The 16,903-nt window shown below is 54.7% G+C and carries 20 protein-coding genes and 1 other RNA gene; 13 read left to right on the top strand and 8 right to left on the bottom strand.

The window, feature by feature from the left end:
- Positions 1-43 precede the first annotated feature (43 nt).
- The 4 genes from rnpB to KV190_RS01645 all read right to left on the bottom strand — a co-directional run bounded on the left by rnpB (position 44) and on the right by KV190_RS01645 (position 2,095).
- Positions 44-408, bottom strand: an RNA gene (gene rnpB, locus KV190_RS01630) — RNase P RNA component class A.
- 7 nt (positions 409-415) lie between these two features.
- Entirely contained in the window at positions 416-1,138 is a 723-nt protein-coding gene (locus tag KV190_RS01635) for a DUF928 domain-containing protein (protein WP_460194314.1), read from the bottom strand.
- Positions 1,139-1,236: 98 nt separating this feature from the next.
- A complete protein-coding gene (locus tag KV190_RS01640) occupies positions 1,237-1,746 on the bottom strand; it encodes a peroxiredoxin (protein ID WP_460194316.1) in 510 nt (169 codons plus the stop codon).
- Complete coding sequence (locus tag KV190_RS01645) at positions 1,718-2,095, bottom strand: DUF2996 domain-containing protein (protein WP_460194317.1); 378 nt, start codon at positions 2,093-2,095, stop codon at positions 1,718-1,720. The genes KV190_RS01640 and KV190_RS01645 overlap by 29 nt, the downstream gene beginning before the upstream one ends.
- 61 nt (positions 2,096-2,156) lie before the next feature.
- On the opposite strand from KV190_RS01645, the gene rimI reads away from it, so the two are divergent.
- The 6 genes from rimI (at position 2,157) to aroC (ending at position 6,898) form a co-directional block, all read left to right on the top strand.
- Positions 2,157-2,699, top strand: a complete 543-nt coding sequence (gene rimI, locus KV190_RS01650) for a ribosomal protein S18-alanine N-acetyltransferase (protein WP_460194318.1) — start codon at positions 2,157-2,159, stop codon at positions 2,697-2,699.
- Between the two features lie 99 nt (positions 2,700-2,798).
- The gene (locus KV190_RS01655) at positions 2,799-3,974 is read left to right on the top strand and encodes a transaldolase (protein ID WP_460194320.1); all 1,176 of its coding nucleotides are present in this window, start codon (positions 2,799-2,801) and stop codon (positions 3,972-3,974) included.
- A gap of 78 nt (positions 3,975-4,052) precedes the next feature.
- Positions 4,053-4,496 (top strand): ChuX/HutX family heme-like substrate-binding protein, encoded by a 444-nt coding sequence (locus tag KV190_RS01660; RefSeq protein ID WP_460194322.1) that lies wholly within the window; start codon positions 4,053-4,055, stop codon positions 4,494-4,496.
- A 6-nt stretch (positions 4,497-4,502) separates the two neighbouring features.
- On the top strand, positions 4,503-5,441 hold the full coding sequence (gene thyD, locus KV190_RS01665) for a thylakoid membrane protein ThyD (RefSeq protein WP_460194324.1): 939 nt from the start codon (positions 4,503-4,505) through the stop codon (positions 5,439-5,441).
- Positions 5,442-5,452: 11 nt separating this feature from the next.
- On the top strand, positions 5,453-5,791 hold the full coding sequence (locus KV190_RS01670) for a HesB/IscA family protein (RefSeq protein ID WP_286626684.1): 339 nt from the start codon (positions 5,453-5,455) through the stop codon (positions 5,789-5,791).
- A 15-nt stretch (positions 5,792-5,806) separates the two neighbouring features.
- Complete coding sequence (aroC, locus tag KV190_RS01675) at positions 5,807-6,898, top strand: chorismate synthase (protein WP_460194326.1); 1,092 nt, start codon at positions 5,807-5,809, stop codon at positions 6,896-6,898.
- On the opposite strand, the gene KV190_RS01680 is transcribed toward aroC, so the two are convergent.
- Together KV190_RS01680 and murI are read right to left on the bottom strand one after the other, a co-directional pair.
- Positions 6,895-7,617, bottom strand: a complete 723-nt coding sequence (locus KV190_RS01680) for a Bax inhibitor-1/YccA family protein (RefSeq protein WP_460194328.1) — start codon at positions 7,615-7,617, stop codon at positions 6,895-6,897. The genes aroC and KV190_RS01680 overlap by 4 nt on opposite strands.
- 77 nt (positions 7,618-7,694) lie before the next feature.
- Complete coding sequence (gene murI, locus KV190_RS01685; protein ID WP_460194330.1) at positions 7,695-8,528, bottom strand: glutamate racemase; 834 nt, start codon at positions 8,526-8,528, stop codon at positions 7,695-7,697.
- 351 nt (positions 8,529-8,879) lie between these two features.
- On the opposite strand from murI, the gene alr reads away from it, so the two are divergent.
- The gene (alr, locus tag KV190_RS01690; RefSeq protein ID WP_460194332.1) at positions 8,880-10,031 is read left to right on the top strand and encodes an alanine racemase; all 1,152 of its coding nucleotides are present in this window, start codon (positions 8,880-8,882) and stop codon (positions 10,029-10,031) included.
- Here the strand turns inward: alr and KV190_RS01695 are convergent, their stop codons facing one another.
- Positions 10,032-10,481: a nucleoside deaminase gene (locus KV190_RS01695; protein WP_460194334.1), complete on the bottom strand. Its 450-nt coding sequence runs from the start codon at positions 10,479-10,481 to the stop codon at positions 10,032-10,034.
- 103 nt (positions 10,482-10,584) lie between these two features.
- On the opposite strand from KV190_RS01695, the gene rfbB reads away from it, so the two are divergent.
- The 3 genes from rfbB to rfbC are packed head-to-tail and all read left to right on the top strand — an operon-like array spanning position 10,585 to position 13,089.
- Positions 10,585-11,664 (top strand): dTDP-glucose 4,6-dehydratase, encoded by a 1,080-nt coding sequence (gene rfbB, locus KV190_RS01700; RefSeq protein ID WP_460194335.1) that lies wholly within the window; start codon positions 10,585-10,587, stop codon positions 11,662-11,664.
- Positions 11,661-12,572, top strand: coding sequence for a glucose-1-phosphate thymidylyltransferase RfbA (gene rfbA / locus KV190_RS01705; protein ID WP_460194336.1), 912 nt, complete (start codon positions 11,661-11,663; stop codon positions 12,570-12,572). Before rfbB ends, rfbA begins: the two co-directional genes overlap by 4 nt.
- On the top strand, positions 12,544-13,089 hold the full coding sequence (gene rfbC, locus KV190_RS01710; RefSeq protein WP_460195198.1) for a dTDP-4-dehydrorhamnose 3,5-epimerase: 546 nt from the start codon (positions 12,544-12,546) through the stop codon (positions 13,087-13,089). The genes rfbA and rfbC overlap by 29 nt, the downstream gene beginning before the upstream one ends.
- 57 nt (positions 13,090-13,146) lie before the next feature.
- Here rfbC and psbD read toward each other — a convergent pair whose 3' ends face one another.
- Entirely contained in the window at positions 13,147-14,205 is a 1,059-nt protein-coding gene (psbD, locus tag KV190_RS01715; protein WP_460192804.1) for a photosystem II D2 protein (photosystem q(a) protein), read from the bottom strand.
- A 294-nt stretch (positions 14,206-14,499) separates the two neighbouring features.
- On the opposite strand from psbD, the gene KV190_RS01720 reads away from it, so the two are divergent.
- Genes KV190_RS01720 through KV190_RS01730 form a run of 3 tightly spaced genes read left to right on the top strand, consistent with a single transcriptional unit; the run spans position 14,500 to position 16,878 of the window.
- Positions 14,500-15,276, top strand: coding sequence for a WecB/TagA/CpsF family glycosyltransferase (locus KV190_RS01720; RefSeq protein ID WP_460194337.1), 777 nt, complete (start codon positions 14,500-14,502; stop codon positions 15,274-15,276).
- A complete protein-coding gene (gene ftsE / locus KV190_RS01725; RefSeq protein ID WP_460194338.1) occupies positions 15,273-15,995 on the top strand; it encodes a cell division ATP-binding protein FtsE in 723 nt (240 codons plus the stop codon). The genes KV190_RS01720 and ftsE overlap by 4 nt, the downstream gene beginning before the upstream one ends.
- The gene (locus KV190_RS01730; protein ID WP_460194339.1) at positions 15,964-16,878 is read left to right on the top strand and encodes a cell division protein FtsX; all 915 of its coding nucleotides are present in this window, start codon (positions 15,964-15,966) and stop codon (positions 16,876-16,878) included. The genes ftsE and KV190_RS01730 overlap by 32 nt, the downstream gene beginning before the upstream one ends.
- Positions 16,879-16,903 lie beyond the last annotated feature (25 nt).

The following is a 16,903-nucleotide window of genomic DNA, read 5'->3' on the forward strand; positions in this document are numbered from 1 at the left end:
ACTCAAGGACACATCCTCACAAGGGGATTCTAAGAATAATCAATGAATGAGTTAGACGTAAGCCGGGTTCTGTTCAAAGGGTGGTTATCTATCTGGGACACTTGTTACCAAGTGCCTCTAGCGGCTCTGGCTAGCAAAGAACTGGGGAAAAGACCAACCCTGGTTCCTTAGCGCTAGCACACCTTGCTTCCAGCCGGGGTTTACCGAGCCAACACCTCTCGATGTTGCTGGTGCGCTCTTACCGCACCGTTGCACCCTTGCCTGTGAGGTTTCCCTCCATCGGCGGTATATTTCTGTGGCACTATCCTCGCGGTCACCCGCACTGGGCGTTACCCAGCAAGCTTGGTCTTTCGGAAGCCCGGACTTTCCTCAGGAGTGGGAGACTCCCGCAACCACCGCGCTAACTCATTCAGTTTTATTGTACTAGGGGTGCTTGGGCAATACTCCCTAGACCAACGGCAGATAATACAGCCACCCATTCGCTGCGGGCTAGGTTTCGTGTGGCTTCATTCCCTTGCAGCTCGGCCAAAATGGCCAAGGTTTCGTACCAGAGGCCTGCATCAACTGCTGCCCCAAGGCGATCGCCCCCACTCTTGCCCTGAAGTTGCTTGGCCAAATCCGTGGCTGGCTGCACCCGCGAAATCACACCACTGACGGAGATAAAGGCAGAGGGATCATCGGCATCAGCACCACACAGCAAGGTAAAAGTCCAGCGGTAGTCTTGGCCGGGTTGGAGTTGCACATTGGGCTTCAGTGCCAGAATCCCCGGTTCAGCGGGCAGATCCACCACCATTGTTGCTAGGGGACGATGCTCGGCATCAGCAATCACCACTTCCCCTTGGGTGGCTTTGCTCTTCGGCACAAAAACAAAGAGGGTTGGTGTCGCCACAGCCGTTTGGCCAAGGTGGGTATCAGGGAGCAATGCCGTTAAACGTTCACTGCCGCTTACACAGGCACCACGGGTTGCCCCACCAAAGCGACTACCGGGAACACCACGGTTCGGCAGATTTGCCCGTAGACGCGCCACAAGACTTGAAGGTTGGCTCACCACAGGGGTCGTTCCCTGAGCAAGGCTGAGAGAACTAAGGGGCAACAGAAAGAAGGTCGCCGCAGGTACAAAGGCAAGGCAGGAACGCATGGCCAAACTCCTAAGAAGAATGGTTCTACCCTAGCCCTGGGGAGTCGGCCTTGGCAGTGAACTTGCTTACTGTTGGGTTGTGATTGCGATCGCTTGTTTTAGGCAGTGGCACTGGCCAACTGGCGCAAAATCTTGAGCGCTTCGTCCACGTGGGCTTTGAAGTTGAGCATAGAGTCAAAAACGTAGCGCACCACGCCCTCTTGATCAATGACATAGGTAACCCGCCCCGGAAAGAGACCAAAGAGGGAAGAGGCGCCATACTGCTGGCGAACTTTGTTGCCGGGATCACTGAGGACGAGAAAGGGGAGTTGGTGATTTTTTTGGAAGCCCTGCTGTCGCTCCACGGGGTCACCACTAATGCCAATCACTTCAGCGCCCAGTTCTTGAAAGATACTGTAGGCATCGCGAAAGGCACAGGCTTGAATCGTGCAGCCGGGGGTTTCTGAGGCGGGGTAAAAGTAGAGGACAACGTTCTTTTTGCCCCGAAAGTCGGAGAGCTTCACCTTGCGGCCATCGGCAGCCGGGAGTTCAAAGTCAGGGGCGCGATCGCCCACTTGAATTGCGGTGGCCATACTCTCGCTAATTGCCTCCCAACCACTTTTGGCCATTCAGGCGCTGCATCACCCCAAAGACCAATAGATCAAGCGTCACTTTGCGCTCATCCCCCAAAAATGGCTCAATGGTACTGGGGGCAATGCCACCGCTGCTACAGACAAAGGCCTTCGGCCCTTGGATATCCCCCTCTAGGAAGTAGAGGCGAAACTGATACATTCCCTTGCCCCACTCACCAATCACGGTATTCTCTTCTAGGCGCAGACTCACCTCCCCCACTTTGGCGCTGAGGGCGTTCTGGAGAGCAGGTAAAAAAGCCTCATTAATAAACTCAGCAAAGGGTTTATCCTCAATGGCGGGGGGCTTTTCTTTCTTGGGGGCTTGGGTGGGCGTCTCTTCTGCCATAGCGCTGCTACACGGTACCATTTCCTCTGCATGATAGCACTCTCCCTTGCAGGCAACGGCCATGGGGCAATTAGAATTACGACGCCCAACGATTAAGGATTTAGATAGCATCGTTCAACTGGATCAGGTGTGTCTGGGGGGCTTTTGGTCGCACCAAGGCTATGCCCGTGAGTTGGAGCATCCGCAACATACGCTGCTGGTGGTGGCCACCCTTGATCAGGTGTGGGGCTGTGGCGTGAGCTGGGGGATTGCCGATGAATTGCACCTTGTGCTGTTGATGGTGCATCCGCAGTACCGGCGGCAGGGGTTGGCAGGGTTACTGCTGTGTCGGCTCCTGCAACTGGGGCATCAGGGGGGCGATCGCCAGTGGGCAACTTTGGAAGTACGGGCCAGCAATGCAGCGGCGCAACGGCTCTATCAGCACTTTGGCTTTGAACTGGTCGGACGGCGTCCCCACTACTACGAGAACCCCCCAGAGGATGCCCTGATTCTTTGGCGCAATCACCTCAATACTCCCGAAACGGGTCAAGAACTTCAGCAGCACTGGCAGTACTGGCGATCGCGGGTCGAGGCGCAAGGTTGGTTGCTCAGCGATCGCACCTAGAGAACCTAGGGATAACATATTGCGCTTTGTTACGGTGCTTTCCCCCACCCTTGGGCTGGCGAACGATAATGAAAGGGACACGTTTGGGAGACCTGTCTCATGAACTTGCTGGAACAGTTGCGACAAATGACAGTTGTGGTCGCTGATACGGGAGACATCCTCGCCATCGAAAAATTCACCCCCCGCGATGCCACCACGAATCCCTCGTTGATTACGGCGGCTGCCCAAATGAAGGAGTACCAGCCCATTGTGGATGAAACCCTACGCAAAGCCAAAGCTGATTTGGGGTCTGGTGCCACTCCCCGTGAGATTGTCTCCCTTGCTGTGGATCGCTTGGCGGTGGCCTTTGGCTTGAAAATTTTGCAGATTATCCCCGGTCGGGTCTCAACGGAAGTGGATGCGCGGCTCTCCTACGATACAGAAGCTACAGTGCAAAAGGCGCGGGACTTAATTGGCCAATACGAAGCCGCAGGGGTGGGGCGCGATCGCGTGCTGATTAAAATTGCCTCGACCTGGGAAGGCATTCGCGCAGCCGAAATTCTGGAAAAAGAGGGCATTCACTGCAATTTAACCCTGCTGTTTGGCTTCCATCAGGCGATCGCCTGCGCTGAGGCGGGTGTGACCCTGATTTCTCCCTTTGTTGGTCGCATTCTCGACTGGTACAAGAAAAAAACCGGTCGTGCCGAGTATCCGGGGCCTGAGGATCCGGGAGTGATTTCTGTTACCAAAATCTACAACTACTACAAGAAATTCGGCTATCCCACTGAAGTGATGGGCGCCAGCTTCCGCAACATTGGCGAAATTATTGAACTGGCGGGCTGTGATCTGCTGACGATTTCACCGGCGCTGCTGCAAGAGCTGCAAAACACCAGTGGCGAGCTAAAGCGCAAGTTGGATCCGGCGATCGCTGCCACCCTTGACATTGAAAAAGTCGCCATGGATGAAGCCACCTTCCGCAAGATGCACGCCGCTGATGAGATGGCCAGTGAAAAACTCGATGAGGGCATTAAGGGCTTCACCAAGGCACTGGAGACCCTTGAAGATCTTTTGACACAGCGACTGGCACGCCTTGAAGGTGCTGAAACCCTCACCCATGCGGCAGAAGAACTCTTCCATGTCTATGACCTCGATGGCGATGGCATTATTACCCGCGAAGAGTGGCTGGGAACCGATGCCGTGTTTGATGCCCTCGATGCCAACCACGATGGTAAGGTCACGCCAGAGGATATGGGCGCGGGTTTGGGCGTGGTGCTGCACTTGGCTAAGGCGAAATAGAGAGCCAACTCGGCAGGCTTGCATCGGCATCCCCTGTGCGTCACAGTGAAAGAAGCGTTCATAGCTGATGCACCAACAATGTCCGATCCTTCTCCCTCTTTTCAGCAATTCCTCAGTGACTGTGAGCAACTGGGGTTACTGCGCCTTGTCGTCACCAACGATGTTGCGGTTTTAGAGGTGCGATCGCCCCTTACCAAGGTCTTCTATGCCGAACTGCCCAAAGGGCGCTATGCCAATATGCACACGGAAGACTTTGAATTTCACCTGAATATGGATCAGGTGGTTAAAATCCGCTTTGAAGAGGGGCAAGCCAAGCGGGGTAACTTTCCCACCTACGCCATTCGCTTTCTCGATGCCAATGAAAAATCTGTCCTCAGCGCCTTTTTGCAATGGGGCAAACCCGGTGAATACGCCGAAGGTCAAGTGGCAGCTTGGCAGGCTCTGCGGCAGCGCTACGGCACAGAGTGGCAACCCGTGGTGGCCGCCCTTGAGGCAAAAGCGTCCAGCGCAACCCATGGATAAAGATCTATGAGAGTCGTTGTAACCGGTGCTACTGGATTTGTCGGGCAACAGGTCGTCAAGGCCCTGAGCGATCGCGGTGATCACGTGGTTGCCTTGGTACGCTCCCCGGCGAAAGCCGCTAAACAATTCGCTGGCCTGCCCCATGTGGAATGGGTGGGCTATACCCCCAAAGCTGCCGGGGATTGGTTTGCTGCCCTTGAGGGGGCGGATGCCGTGATTAACCTAGCGGGTGAACCCCTAGCCAATGGCCGTTGGACGGCTCAGCGCAAGCAAGAGATTTACGAGAGTCGCGTGGTGGGGACGCAGCAGTTGGTGCAGGCGATCGCCCAATGTCAACAGCGACCGCAGGTGTTGGTCTCCACCTCTGCCATTGGCTACTACGGCACGAGCGATACAGAAACATTTGTCGAAACCCATGCAGCGGGAAATGATTTTCTCGCCAAGGTCTGTGTGGACTGGGAAACGGCTGCCCAAGGGGTGACAGACTTGGGGGTGCGGTTAGTGATTCTCCGTTTTGGCATTGTCCTCGGGGAGCAAGGGGCACTGGCCAAGCTCCTATTGCCCTTTCAGTTGTATCTAGGGGGTCCCCTTGGCTCAGGTCAGCAGTGGTTTTCGTGGATCCATCAGCAGGACTTAGTGCGCCTGATTCTGACCGCAGTGGATCAAGCAGGAATGCAGGGGGTTTACAATGCCACCGCCCCGGAGCCACTGACGATGGCCGACTTTTGCCGGGTATTAGGAGAGGTGATGCAACGCCCCGCGTGGTTGCCTGTGCCTGCCCCCGTCCTCCAACTGCTGCTGGGGGAAGGAGCTGATGTGGTGCTCAAAGGGCAACGGGTCTTACCGGAGCGGACGCTGGCTACGGGCTTTCAATTTGACTACCCCAACGCCAAGGCGGCTCTAACCAACCTCCTCAAACCACGATATACTGATGGTTCCCGCTAGTTTTGTGCAAAATGGTGGAATTGACCCCCGCAGCCATTCAAGAGTTGGAACGTCTCCAAGCCCACGGCGTCAGTCGAGGCCAAGCAGCCATTCTGCGGATTCAGGTGCAGCCCAGTGAGTGCAGTGACTGGCGCTATGATCTTGCCCTTGTGGCCGAACCTGAGCCGACGGATGTACTCACCCAGTCCCAAGGCTGGACGATCGCGATCGCGGCGGAAGCGGCTGAGATGTTGCGGGGCTTGCGGGTAGATTACATCGAAGACTTAATGGGGGGCGCTTTTCGCTTCCACAATCCCAATGCCAGTCAAACCTGTGGCTGTGGCATGGCCTTTCGGGTGAGCGGATCGTAGGTTTCAGAAATCATTATGGGCAATACGTTTGGGCATCTCTTTCGCGTCACCACCTTTGGTGAATCCCACGGCGGCGGTGTAGGGGTGGTTGTGGATGGCTGCCCTCCCCGGCTGGAGCTATCGGAAGCGGATATTCAAAAGGAACTGGATCGCCGCCGCCCCGGCCAAAGTCGTCTCACGACCCCCCGCCAAGAGAGCGATCGCTGTGAAATTCTCTCCGGGGTCTTTGAGGGCAAAACCCTCGGTACGCCGATTGCCATTCTGGTGCGCAACAAGGACACTCGCCCCGAAGATTATGCCGAAATGGCACAGGTCTATCGTCCCTCCCATGCGGATGCCACCTATGACGGCAAATATGGGATTCGCAACTGGCAAGGGGGTGGGCGTTCCTCGGCACGGGAAACCATTGGGCGGGTGGCAGCGGGGGCGATCGCCCGCAAAATTCTGGCTCAAGTCGCTGGCACCGAAATCATTGCCTACGTCAAGCGGGTCAAGGACATTGAAGCCGTTGTTGATCCCGATACCGTTGCAGCGGCGGCCGTTGAAGCCAATATCATGCGCTGTCCCGATGCCACCACCGCAGAAAAGATGATTGCCCTTGTGGATGAGGTGCGGCGGCAGGCCAACTCCATTGGCGGCGTCATTGAGTGCGTGGTTCGTAATGTCCCTGTCGGTCTAGGCTGCCCCGTCTTTGACAAACTGGAAGCGGATCTCGCCAAGGGGGTGATGTCGTTGCCTGCCAGTAAGGGCTTTGAAATTGGCTCTGGTTTTGCGGGTACCCTGCTCACAGGTCAAGAGCACAACGACGAGTTTTACACCGATGAACAGGGGCGCATTCGCACCCGCACCAATCGCTCCGGCGGGGTTCAGGGGGGCATCTCCAATGGCGAAAACATTATTTTGCGGGTAGCTTTTAAGCCCACTGCCACCATTGGTCAAGCCCAGAAAACCGTGAATCAAGCAGGCAAGGAAACAATTTTAGCGGCAAAAGGGCGGCATGATCCCTGTGTGTTACCGCGAGCGGTGCCGATGGTCGAGGCAATGGTGGCTTTGGTTCTCTGTGACCATCTGCTACGGGATCATGCCCAGTGTCACCTGCTGTTTTAGCGACTGCGATTGAGGGCAATCAGTAACCGCAGGATAAAGATAAAGAGGTTGATGTAGGTCAGGTACATCGAAAGGGCAGCAGAGAGATACTGGTCATCGCGGTAGGTACGCGGCAGCACAAAGAAGTCCACCACCGCAGCCCCCACAAAGAGCACGACACCAATGCCCGAAATCGCAATTTCCAGAAACGTGGGCGTAAAGACACCAAAGAAGCTGAAGACTAACTGGAGAACCAGCACCACCAGCAGGGCAATAATCCCCAGTTGCACTGTTTTGGCAAGGGCAAAGCCATCGCGTTCCGACAGATTGGAACCAATGGGACTAGCGGCCATAAACGTGATGCCACAGCCCCCAGCGGCAATGATAATGCCCATGATGCCGACGGTATTGAGGGCAACATAAATTAAACCCGAAAGGGTATAGCCCGACAGCAGGCTGTAGGTGGCCAACAGTGGCAGTGCTAGCCCATTATTCCCTTTGCGAGCGGCTCCCTGCGCCACAAAAAAGAGGACAAGTTCAGCAATAATGGCCACAATAAACGTGGGCATGAAGAGTTGGGGCGCAGCAGCAATCACGCCCAGACCACCCCAGCTACCCACCGCCGTCAGGACGAGGCCACCACCCACAAAGGGCAGGGCATTGCGAATAACATTGGGACCGACGATCGCGCTACTACGCGCCTCGCGAATCGCATCTTGAAAGTTACTGGTACTACTCACGGGAATCCTCCAAGGGTGGTGAATAGACAACACGGCCAGATGGCATAGTTCTATTGTGCCAAAATTCCCAAGGGCACCTAGCTGGCAACAACCACGGAGACCTCTGCTGGGGTTATCTCTAATGGCGGATAGAATTGGGTCAAGACACTCAAGGACAGATGTTCCACCGTTGGGTAGTATCCCAGCCATTGGCTAGCTAATTGGGCAAATTGTTCGGGTATCCCACTGACATAAAATTGCACTTGGCCTTGGGGGCAGGGAGTCGCTAAATCCATGGCCTTTAGTTTGCGCACGGTTGCATGGGCAACGGCATGGGCAGGATCAAGGTGATGAACCGTTGCGGGCAAATACTGCTCAATCACATGGCGCAGGTGGGGGTAATGGGTGCAACCATAAATGAGGGTATCGGGGTCAAAGTCAACAAGGGGTCTTAGGGTCTGACGCACAATGCGATGGACACGATCACCCTCTAGGCAATTACTTTCCACAAGGGGGACAAATTCAGGACAAGCCACTTGGGCGATCGCCACCGTGGGTGAGAGTTCCTGAAGCGCCCGTGCATAGGCACCGCTTTTAACCGTTGCGGGGGTAGCAATGACACCAATGCGCTTTCCCAGCGTGACCGCCATCTTGGCAGCGGGGACAATCAAGCCAAGGATTGGAAAGGGAAACTCACTGCGGACCTGTGCCAAGGCAAGGGCTGAACTGGTGTTGCAGGCCATTACCGCCATCTTGACACCTTGGGAATGCATCCACGTTAGAATCTCCCGCACATATTGGAGAATTTCGCTGCGGCGGCGAGTTCCATAGGGCAACCGTGCCGTATCACCAAAGTAGAGAAACGATTCTTGGGGTAAAAGGCTTTGGAGTGCCTGTAAAACCGTTAAGCCTCCCACTCCACTGTCAAACACGCCAATCGCTCCCAGAGGATTTAGCCCTAGGGATGTCTTGTGCCAGTTGTCCACTCGAACCTCGACCTCACACCAACAAAAATGACATCGCCCCGTTCAGATAGAGGGCAACCACAGCCAATCTACCGCCCTTTTTACGGAGATGGAACACGCTCAAAACCGTGAGATCTCCTTGATGGACTCTAGGTCTGAGAAAAGGGCTGTAGTGCCACTCTAGCAGGTTTTGCCAAGAACCGAATGATTGACACTAAGACTGAACATAGAGTGCTATACATTGAATCACAGACCGTCAGTGGCTGTAGGGTTGGTCACCCCCTACTGCGGAATTATGGTGTGAGGATAGGAAAAACAATGCTCAGTCAGGAACAGCTCACCAGTTCCCATGAGTGTGAGCGCGCGTGGATTGAAATTGATTTAGGGGCCTTGGCAGCCAATACCCAACATCTTCGCCAATGGCTGGCACCAACCACGGAACTGTTAGCCGTGGTGAAAGCAGATGCCTATGGTCATGGCGCCCTCACAGTGGCACAGACGGTTTTAGCCCACGGTGCAACTTGGCTAGGGGTGGCAACGATTCCCGAAGGGATTGCTCTACGGCAGGCGGGGATTACAGCGCCAATTTTGGTCTTGGGATCCGTCAATTTGCCCGTGCAGGTGCAGATGATGGCCGAGTGGCAGCTTCAGCCCACCCTCTCGACACCCAAGCAGGCCCTGATTTTCTCCGACTACGCCGATCACCTGCGGGAACCCCTTGATGTCCATTTGATGATTGATACGGGCATGTCTCGCTTGGGTTGTCCGTGGCAGGATGCAGTGGGTTTTGTGCAATTTGTGCAGCGGTTACCCCACCTGCGCATCCAAGGCATTTACTCCCACTTTGCCAGTGCCGATGACCCTGACCCCAGTTTGATGCGGCAGCAGCAGGCCTATTTTGAGCAGGTGTGTCAAGAACTTGCTCCCCTTGGGTTGGGGTCGGTGCGGCGTCACATGGCCAATTCAGCAGCCACCTTGGCGAATCGCAGTAGCCACTATGACATGGTGCGGATTGGTTTGAGCCTCTACGGTGTGTATCCTGCCCCCCATTTACGGGATGTGGTGCCACTGCGACCGGTGATGCAGGTGCGATCGCGCATTACGCTGTTGAAAGATATTCCCGCCCATACGGGCATCAGCTATGGCCACCAATTCATTGCCCCAAAACCGATGAAAATTGCCGTTGTTGGCATTGGCTACGCTGATGGGGTGCCCCGCCTTCTTTCCAACAAGCTTGAAGTTCTAGTCCAGGGAAAACGGGTGCGCCAAGTGGGGGCCATTACGATGGATCAACTAATGATTGATGTGAGTGACATTGATGGCTTGCAAGAGGGGGATGTCGTCACGCTCTTAGGCGAAGATGGCGAGGACTGCCTAACCGTAGAAACTTGGGCGGACACCCTAGGCACAATTACTTGGGAAATTCTCTGCGGCTTCAAGAACCGCTTGCCGCGTATTCCCGTGTCCTAACTACTCTTCTTCGGAAATAAGTTCACCAATGTCCTCAAACCAGAGCTGGGGATGCTGCGTAATAAAGTCCCGCATTAACTGCTGGCATCGCTCCAAGTTCAGGTCAATCACCTCAACGCCATGGGCTTCCATGAACTCCCGTGCCCCTGCAAAGGTCTGGGATTCACCCGCAATCACTTTTTTGATGCCAAACTGCACCACAGCACCCGCACAAAGATAGCAGGGCATCAGGGTTGAGTACAGCACCGTATCCTCATAGCGACCGATGCGACCCGCATTGGCTAGACAATCAATCTCCGCATGCAGAATCGGACTGCCCCGCTGTACCCGTTGGTTGTGACCGCGACCAATAATTTGGCCATTGCGCACCAAGACTGAGCCAATGGGAATGCCGCCTTCTTTGAGTCCTTGCTCTGCCTCGGCGATCGCCGCCGCCATAAATTCATCCATGATTGTTCGCCTGAGCAAATGTTCATTCCTAGTAAACATCTTTTTTTGAATCGGCGTCTAGTCTTGGTATGATGCAAGCCAGAATCTGGTGGTGTCAGGGTCTATGATCAAGTTTTTGGTAACGGGTGGGGGTGGTTTTATTGGCGCCAACTTTGTGCGCTTAGCCCTTACGGAAGGCTGGGGGGCGGTACTCAACCTCGATAAAGTGACCTATGCCTGTCACCCCGGCACCTTGGCCATGCTCGAGCAATTGCCCAATTATCAATTTGTCAAGGGAGATGTGGGCGATCGCCCCCTTGTGCAAGAGCTATTGCAGACCTTTCAGCCTGATGCCGTGATTCACTTTGCTGCCGAAAGCCATGTCGATCGCTCCATCAATAGTCCCCAAGACTTTATCCAAACCAATGTTGTCGGCACCGCCAATCTCCTAGAAGAGGTTAAAACCTACTGGCAACAGTTAGCCACTGGAGCACAGGAGCAGTTCCGCTTTATTCACATTTCCACCGATGAAGTCTATGGCAGCCTTGGCCCTGAGGATCCGCCCTTTCGGGAAGACACCCCTTACGCCCCCAACAGCCCCTATGCCGCCTCAAAGGCCGCCTCAGATCACCTTGTACGTGCCTACCACCACACCTACGGCCTGCCCACCCTGACAACCAATTGCTCCAACAACTACGGCCCCTACCAGTTTCCGGAAAAACTGATTCCCCTGATGATCTGCCAAGCCTTGGCGGGGCAACCGCTGCCCATTTATGGTGATGGTCAAAATGTGCGGGATTGGCTCTACGTTGAAGATCACTGCCGCGCGGTCTATACCGTCTGGCAAAAGGGTCAGGTGGGCGAAACCTACAACATTGGCGGCAACTGCGAAAAGCCTAACCTTGAGGTGGTGCAAAGCCTCTGTGACCTGCTGCAAACCCTTGTGCCTCGGTCTGATTTGAATTACCGCAGCTTGATTACCTTTGTGAGCGATCGCCCCGGTCACGATCGCCGCTATGCCATTGATGCCCGCAAAATCCAGCGGGAACTGGGGTGGCAGCCCCAAGAAACCTTCAGCAGTGGCCTCGAAAAAACGGTGCAGTGGTATCTTGCCCATCAAGATTGGGTGGCAGCAGCGCGCACCGCCGACTATAGCGCTTGGCTAGCAACCAACTATGGCAGTCTCTTAACCCCTTGCCCATGAAAGGAATTATCTTGGCTGGTGGCTCTGGAACCCGCCTCTATCCCCTAACGCAGGTGGTCAGTAAACAACTGATACCTATCTACGACAAGCCGATGATTTACTATCCCCTCTCAATTCTGATGTTGGCGGGGATTCGGGAGATTCTGATTATTTCTACCCCAGAGCACCTCTATCTTTTTGAAAAGCTGCTGGGGGATGGTCATCAGTGGGGCTTGTCCCTCAGCTATTGTGTGCAGCCTCAGCCCAATGGTCTAGCGGAAGCCTTTATTTTAGGGCGGGAATTTTTGCAGGGGGAACCCGTCTGCCTCACTCTTGGCGATAATCTTCTCTACGGCCATGATCTTTCAGAGAAGTTACAACGAGCTGCTCAACTTACCCAAGGGGCAATGATTTTTGGCTATCGGGTGGCCAATCCCCAGCAGTACGGCGTGATTGAGTTTGATGCCAACGGTCGCGTCCTCGGCATTGAGGAAAAGCCAGCAGTACCCAAGTCCAACTATGCCGTGCCGGGGATTTATTTCTATGACCATCAAGTGTGTGATCTGGCAGCCCAACTGCAACCGTCAGCCCGGGGAGAACTGGAAATCACCGACCTCAACCGTCTCTACCTCGAACAGGGACAACTGCGGGTGGAATTGCTCGGACGCGGCTACGCGTGGCTGGATACGGGTACCCATGATCTGCTGCAACAGGCCAGTAGCTTCATTCGCACCCTAGAGGAACGGCAGGGGGTTAAAATTGCCTGTTTAGAGGAAATTGCTTTGCATCAGGGCTACATTACCCCAGAGCAACTTTATGAACTCGCCCAACCCCTACGCAAAAGTAGCTACGGCCAATATCTCTTGCAGGTGTGGGCAGAAATCACAGGAGGTATGCATGCTGAAGGTACAACCACTGGCGATCGCTGATGTTCTGCTCTTGGAACCCCGTGTCTTTCGCGATCAGCGGGGCTTTTTCCTAGAAAGCTTTAATCAACGGGCTTTTATGGCCGCTACAGGCTTAGACGTGACCTTTGTCCAAGACAATCACTCTGCCTCACAACAGGGCGTACTACGGGGATTACACTACCAGCACCAACAGCCGCAAGGCAAACTCATTCGCGTTATCGAAGGAAAAATTTTTGATGTCGCAGTTGATTTGCGGCGTTCCTCGCCCACCTGTGGCCAATGGGTAGGGGCTTGGCTCAGTGCAGACACGTTCCAGCAACTATGGATTCCCGCTGGCTTTGCCCACGGCTTCTGGGTGCAATCAGCCACCGCCCAAGTGCTTTACAAAACAACGGACTATTACAATCCGGGGGATGAATACACACTGCTGTGGAATGATCCAACCGTCGGCATTCAATGGCCCATCGACAACGAACCCCTTCTTTCTGCCAAGGATCAGCAGGGCAAGTCTTTCAACGAACTTCCCCTATTCGCTTGAGATAAAAAATCCCTCCCCAATTGGAGAGGGACACTCAGACGAGGATACGATTAGGCCCTACAGAGCGTTACCACGGGGGAGTACCTCTTCTGGGAAGACAAAGTTTTCATGGGGTTGGTCTTGGGGCGCCATCCAAGCGCGAATGCCCTCGTTCAAGAGCAGGTTCTTCGTGTAGAACGTCTCAAACTCAGGGTCTTCCGCTGCCCGAATCTCCTGCGAAATAAAGTCATAGGACCGCAGGTTCAACGCCAGACCTACCACGCCAATCGCACTCATCCACAGCCCCGTCACGGGCACAAACAACATGAAAAAGTGCAACCAGCGCTTGTTCGAGAAGGCAATCCCAAAAATTTGGCTCCAGAAACGGTTCGCCGTCACCATCGAGTAGGTCTCTTCCGATTGAGTCGGAGTAAAGGCACGGAAGGTGCTGGCGCCTTCGCCATCTTGGAAGAGGGTGTTTTCCACTGTGGCACCGTGGATGGCACACAACAGGGCACCCCCGAGCACACCGGCCACCCCCATCATGTGGAAGGGATTCAAGGTCCAGTTGTGGAACCCTTGGAAGAACAGCAGGAAGCGGAAGATGGCAGCCACGCCAAAGCTGGGGGCAAAGAACCAACTGGATTGCCCCAAGGGATACATCAAGAAGACGCTGACAAAGACAGCAATGGGGGCGCTGAAGGCAATGGCGTTGTAGGGACGGATGCCCACCAAGCGGGCAATTTCAAACTGCCGCAGCATGAAGCCAATGAGGCCAAAGGCGCCGTGGAGGGCGATAAAGGTCCACAGACCGCCGAGTTGGCACCAGCGGGTGAAGTCCCCTTGGGCTTCGGGCCCCCAGAGGAGAAGAAGGGAGTGCCCCATGCTGTTGGCGGGGGTGGAAACGGCAACGGTGAGGAAGTTGCAGCCTTCGAGATAGCTGGAGGCAAGGCCGTGGGTGTACCAAGAGGTAACAAAGGTGGTACCGGTTAGCCAGCCACCGAGGGCAAGGTAGGCGCAGGGGAAAAGCAGGATGCCTGACCAGCCTACGAAGACAAATCTGTCACGTTTGAGCCAGTCATCGAGGATGTCAAACCATCCCCGTTCTGCTGGCGCTCGTCCAATCGCGATCGTCATAAAACTCAACTCCGAAAGGAAGTGATAAAAACAGATTCGTGAGGTAGCTCAATGGGATAATAAGAGCTAAGTTTACGAATCTTAATAACGACTCTAATCTAGCAAAGGCGTTTTGTGGATTTCAACAAGGCATATTCCGTGGGATGACCTTGTATATCCGATATAGCCCTTTTCCAGACGATGAGGATCCACGACTGAAGCGTTCTCCTGCCCATCAGGCTGTTTTGCGCAGAGTGTTCACTTGCCGTGAAAAGGGCTGTAAGATACTCGGTGTTTCTTGTGCTCAATTTCCCTATGGGTTACCCCCTTGTGATGCCCACCATTCCCGCAAAAGTCTCAGTTTTCGGATTTCCCCTTCATTTGGTGGACAATGCTCCCGAGTGGTTGCTGATGCAGCAGCGGGATGGCCATGGTCAACACGTGATCACGCTCAATTCCGAGATGGTGATGCTGGCGGAGCGCACACCAGAATTTGCCGATGTTATACACCGTGCTGATTTGGTGATTCCCGATGGATCGGGGGTCATTCTCTACCTCAAGTTGCATGGCTTGTCTGTGCGCCGTCTGCCGGGAATTGAATTTGCCGAAGCCCTCCTGCGACTTGCCAATGAAGCGCCCCAGCCCAAGCGGGTCTTTTTCTATGGGGCAGCACCGGGGGTGGCAGAAAAGGTGGCTGAGCGCTGGCATCGAGAGTTGCCGAACCTAAAGATTGTGGGCGTGCAATCTGGCTATCATGATGCGGATACCGAAGCTGCCCTCATTCAAAAGCTTAAAGAGGAGCAACCCCACATTATTTTTGTCGCTTTGGGGGTGCCCCGGCAGGAATACTGGATCGATCGCCATCGTCACATTTGCCCAGAGGCGATTTGGGTTGGTGTCGGGGGCAGCTTTGATATTTGGGCGGGGGTGAAAAAACGAGCACCTAAGCTCTTCCAAAAGCTTCATTTAGAGTGGCTCTATCGCTTGTATCAAGAACCGTGGCGCTGGCGGCGGATGCTGGCTTTGCCGCAATTTGCATGGAAAGCACTCCTGAGTCGTTTGCATGGGCGACAGCGTTTCTCATCCCGATGACAGCAGTGACCCTAGTGGCACCCTCTTGTGAACCCACCTCTGAGGGGACAATCATTGCAGAACTGTGCCAAGTCACGAAAGCCTTTGGTGGCGCCTTGCCCTGCTTACATCGCGTCAGTTTGCAACTACGACGGGGAGAGTTTTACTTTCTCACGGGGGCTTCGGGGTCGGGTAAATCCACCCTCTTAAAACTGCTCTGTGGTCAACTGCGCCCAGATCAGGGCATAGTTCGCCTCTTTGGTGAGGAAGTCAATCCCCAGCAGGATCGGCGGATGGCACAGTTGCGGCGGCGCCTAGGGGTCATTTTTCAGGACTTTAAGCTCTTGGGCGATCGCTCCGTGGCAGAAAATGTGGCTTTTGCGCTGCTGGTGCGCGGTATTGCCAAAGCAGAAATTCAGCAGCGGGTACAAACGGCGCTCAAACTGGTGGGCCTGAGCCACAAAGCCAATGCTAATCCCCAATCTCTATCGGGGGGAGAGCAGCAGCGGGTGAGTATTGCTCGGGCGATCGTTGGTGGGCCTGAGCTATTGCTGGCGGATGAACCCACGGGTAATCTAGATCCACAAACCAGCCAGCAAATTCTTGCCCTGCTTCATCGCCTCCATCAACATGGGCTAACGGTTCTCTTTACCACCCATGACTTAGCCTTGACTCGCTTAGTCCCCCATCGGATTCTCCATTTGCACCATGGCAAACTTGAGTCCCTTACCCACCCTTGACTTTTTGCTTCCAGAAGTGCGCCGTAGTCTCTGGCGCGGTGGTTGGCTCAATGGCGCAGCCGTCATTGCTGTGGCCGTGACGCTCTTTATTTTTGGTTGGGGCTGGCAAGTGTCGCAACTCCTTGGCGCTAGTGTCGAGTCCTTGGGTAATCGGCTAGAAATTACGGCCTATGTCTCGCCTACTCTTCCCGCAGCCAAAGTGGCCAGTCTCAAGGAGCAGTTGGCAGCATTACCGGGGGTAGCCGACTTCACTTGGATTGATCGTGATCGCGCTTGGGCAGAATTGCAAGCTGATTTAGGCCTCAAAAGCGAACAGGGTGGCTTAGACCTCTTTGACACCAATCCCCTCAGCGATGAAATCAAGATCCGTGCCCAAACCCTCGCACAAGTGGCTCCCTTAGCCAGCCAAATTGCCCAAAAGGAAGGCATTGAGTCTGTGCAGTATCTTGAGCGCGCCCTAACAGGCCTGCAAAGTGTACAGCAGGTGGTGCGGGGAGTCACGTTCATTTTGGTGCTGCTGCTGAGTTTAACGGTGGTTGCGCTGGTGAGCGCCATTTTGCGGTTGATTATCCTTGTGCGCCAACCTGAAATTGAGATCATGACCCTCGTGGGCGCGACCCAAACTTGGATTTATACACCCCTATTTATTCAAGCCGCTAGTCTAGGTGGCGGCGGCGGTTTACTAGCGTGGATGGTTGGTTGGGGCAGTAGTCAACAGCTTCAGCAGTTGTTAACCCAACAGGCCAGCTTTCGCGCTCTTGCCAGCAATGTCTCCGTTGAATGGTCGGTGGGCTTGGGGGTCTTCCTGATCATCCTTGGGGTGATTTTGGGGCTAGTGAGTACCCGATTGGCACTGCAAACCACAGCCCCTATGCCACAATAATTGGGGCAATGACGATTCATCGGGA

It is taken from the genome of Thermosynechococcus sp. FA-CM-4201 (assembly GCF_054689355.1).

What these genes read in the sequence shown, in the direction of transcription:
- KV190_RS01635 (WP_460194314.1), bottom strand. Translation starts at nt 1,138, where the DNA reads ATGCGTTCCTGCCTTGCCTTTGTACCTGCGGCGACCTTCTTTCTGTTG.
- KV190_RS01640 (WP_460194316.1), bottom strand. Translation starts at nt 1,746, where the DNA reads ATGGCCAAAAGTGGTTGGGAGGCAATTAGCGAGAGTATGGCCACCGCA.
- KV190_RS01645 (WP_460194317.1), bottom strand. Translation starts at nt 2,095, where the DNA reads ATGGCAGAAGAGACGCCCACCCAAGCCCCCAAGAAAGAAAAGCCCCCC.
- rimI (WP_460194318.1), top strand. Translation starts at nt 2,157, where the DNA reads ATGGGGCAATTAGAATTACGACGCCCAACGATTAAGGATTTAGATAGC.
- KV190_RS01655 (WP_460194320.1), top strand. Translation starts at nt 2,799, where the DNA reads ATGAACTTGCTGGAACAGTTGCGACAAATGACAGTTGTGGTCGCTGAT.
- KV190_RS01660 (WP_460194322.1), top strand. Translation starts at nt 4,053, where the DNA reads ATGTCCGATCCTTCTCCCTCTTTTCAGCAATTCCTCAGTGACTGTGAG.
- thyD (WP_460194324.1), top strand. Translation starts at nt 4,503, where the DNA reads ATGAGAGTCGTTGTAACCGGTGCTACTGGATTTGTCGGGCAACAGGTC.
- KV190_RS01670 (WP_286626684.1), top strand. Translation starts at nt 5,453, where the DNA reads ATGGTGGAATTGACCCCCGCAGCCATTCAAGAGTTGGAACGTCTCCAA.
- aroC (WP_460194326.1), top strand. Translation starts at nt 5,807, where the DNA reads ATGGGCAATACGTTTGGGCATCTCTTTCGCGTCACCACCTTTGGTGAA.
- alr (WP_460194332.1), top strand. Translation starts at nt 8,880, where the DNA reads ATGCTCAGTCAGGAACAGCTCACCAGTTCCCATGAGTGTGAGCGCGCG.
- KV190_RS01695 (WP_460194334.1), bottom strand. Translation starts at nt 10,481, where the DNA reads ATGGATGAATTTATGGCGGCGGCGATCGCCGAGGCAGAGCAAGGACTC.
- rfbB (WP_460194335.1), top strand. Translation starts at nt 10,585, where the DNA reads ATGATCAAGTTTTTGGTAACGGGTGGGGGTGGTTTTATTGGCGCCAAC.
- rfbA (WP_460194336.1), top strand. Translation starts at nt 11,661, where the DNA reads ATGAAAGGAATTATCTTGGCTGGTGGCTCTGGAACCCGCCTCTATCCC.
- psbD (WP_460192804.1), bottom strand. Translation starts at nt 14,205, where the DNA reads ATGACGATCGCGATTGGACGAGCGCCAGCAGAACGGGGATGGTTTGAC.
- KV190_RS01720 (WP_460194337.1), top strand. Translation starts at nt 14,500, where the DNA reads ATGGGTTACCCCCTTGTGATGCCCACCATTCCCGCAAAAGTCTCAGTT.
- ftsE (WP_460194338.1), top strand. Translation starts at nt 15,273, where the DNA reads ATGACAGCAGTGACCCTAGTGGCACCCTCTTGTGAACCCACCTCTGAG.
- KV190_RS01730 (WP_460194339.1), top strand. Translation starts at nt 15,964, where the DNA reads ATGGCAAACTTGAGTCCCTTACCCACCCTTGACTTTTTGCTTCCAGAA.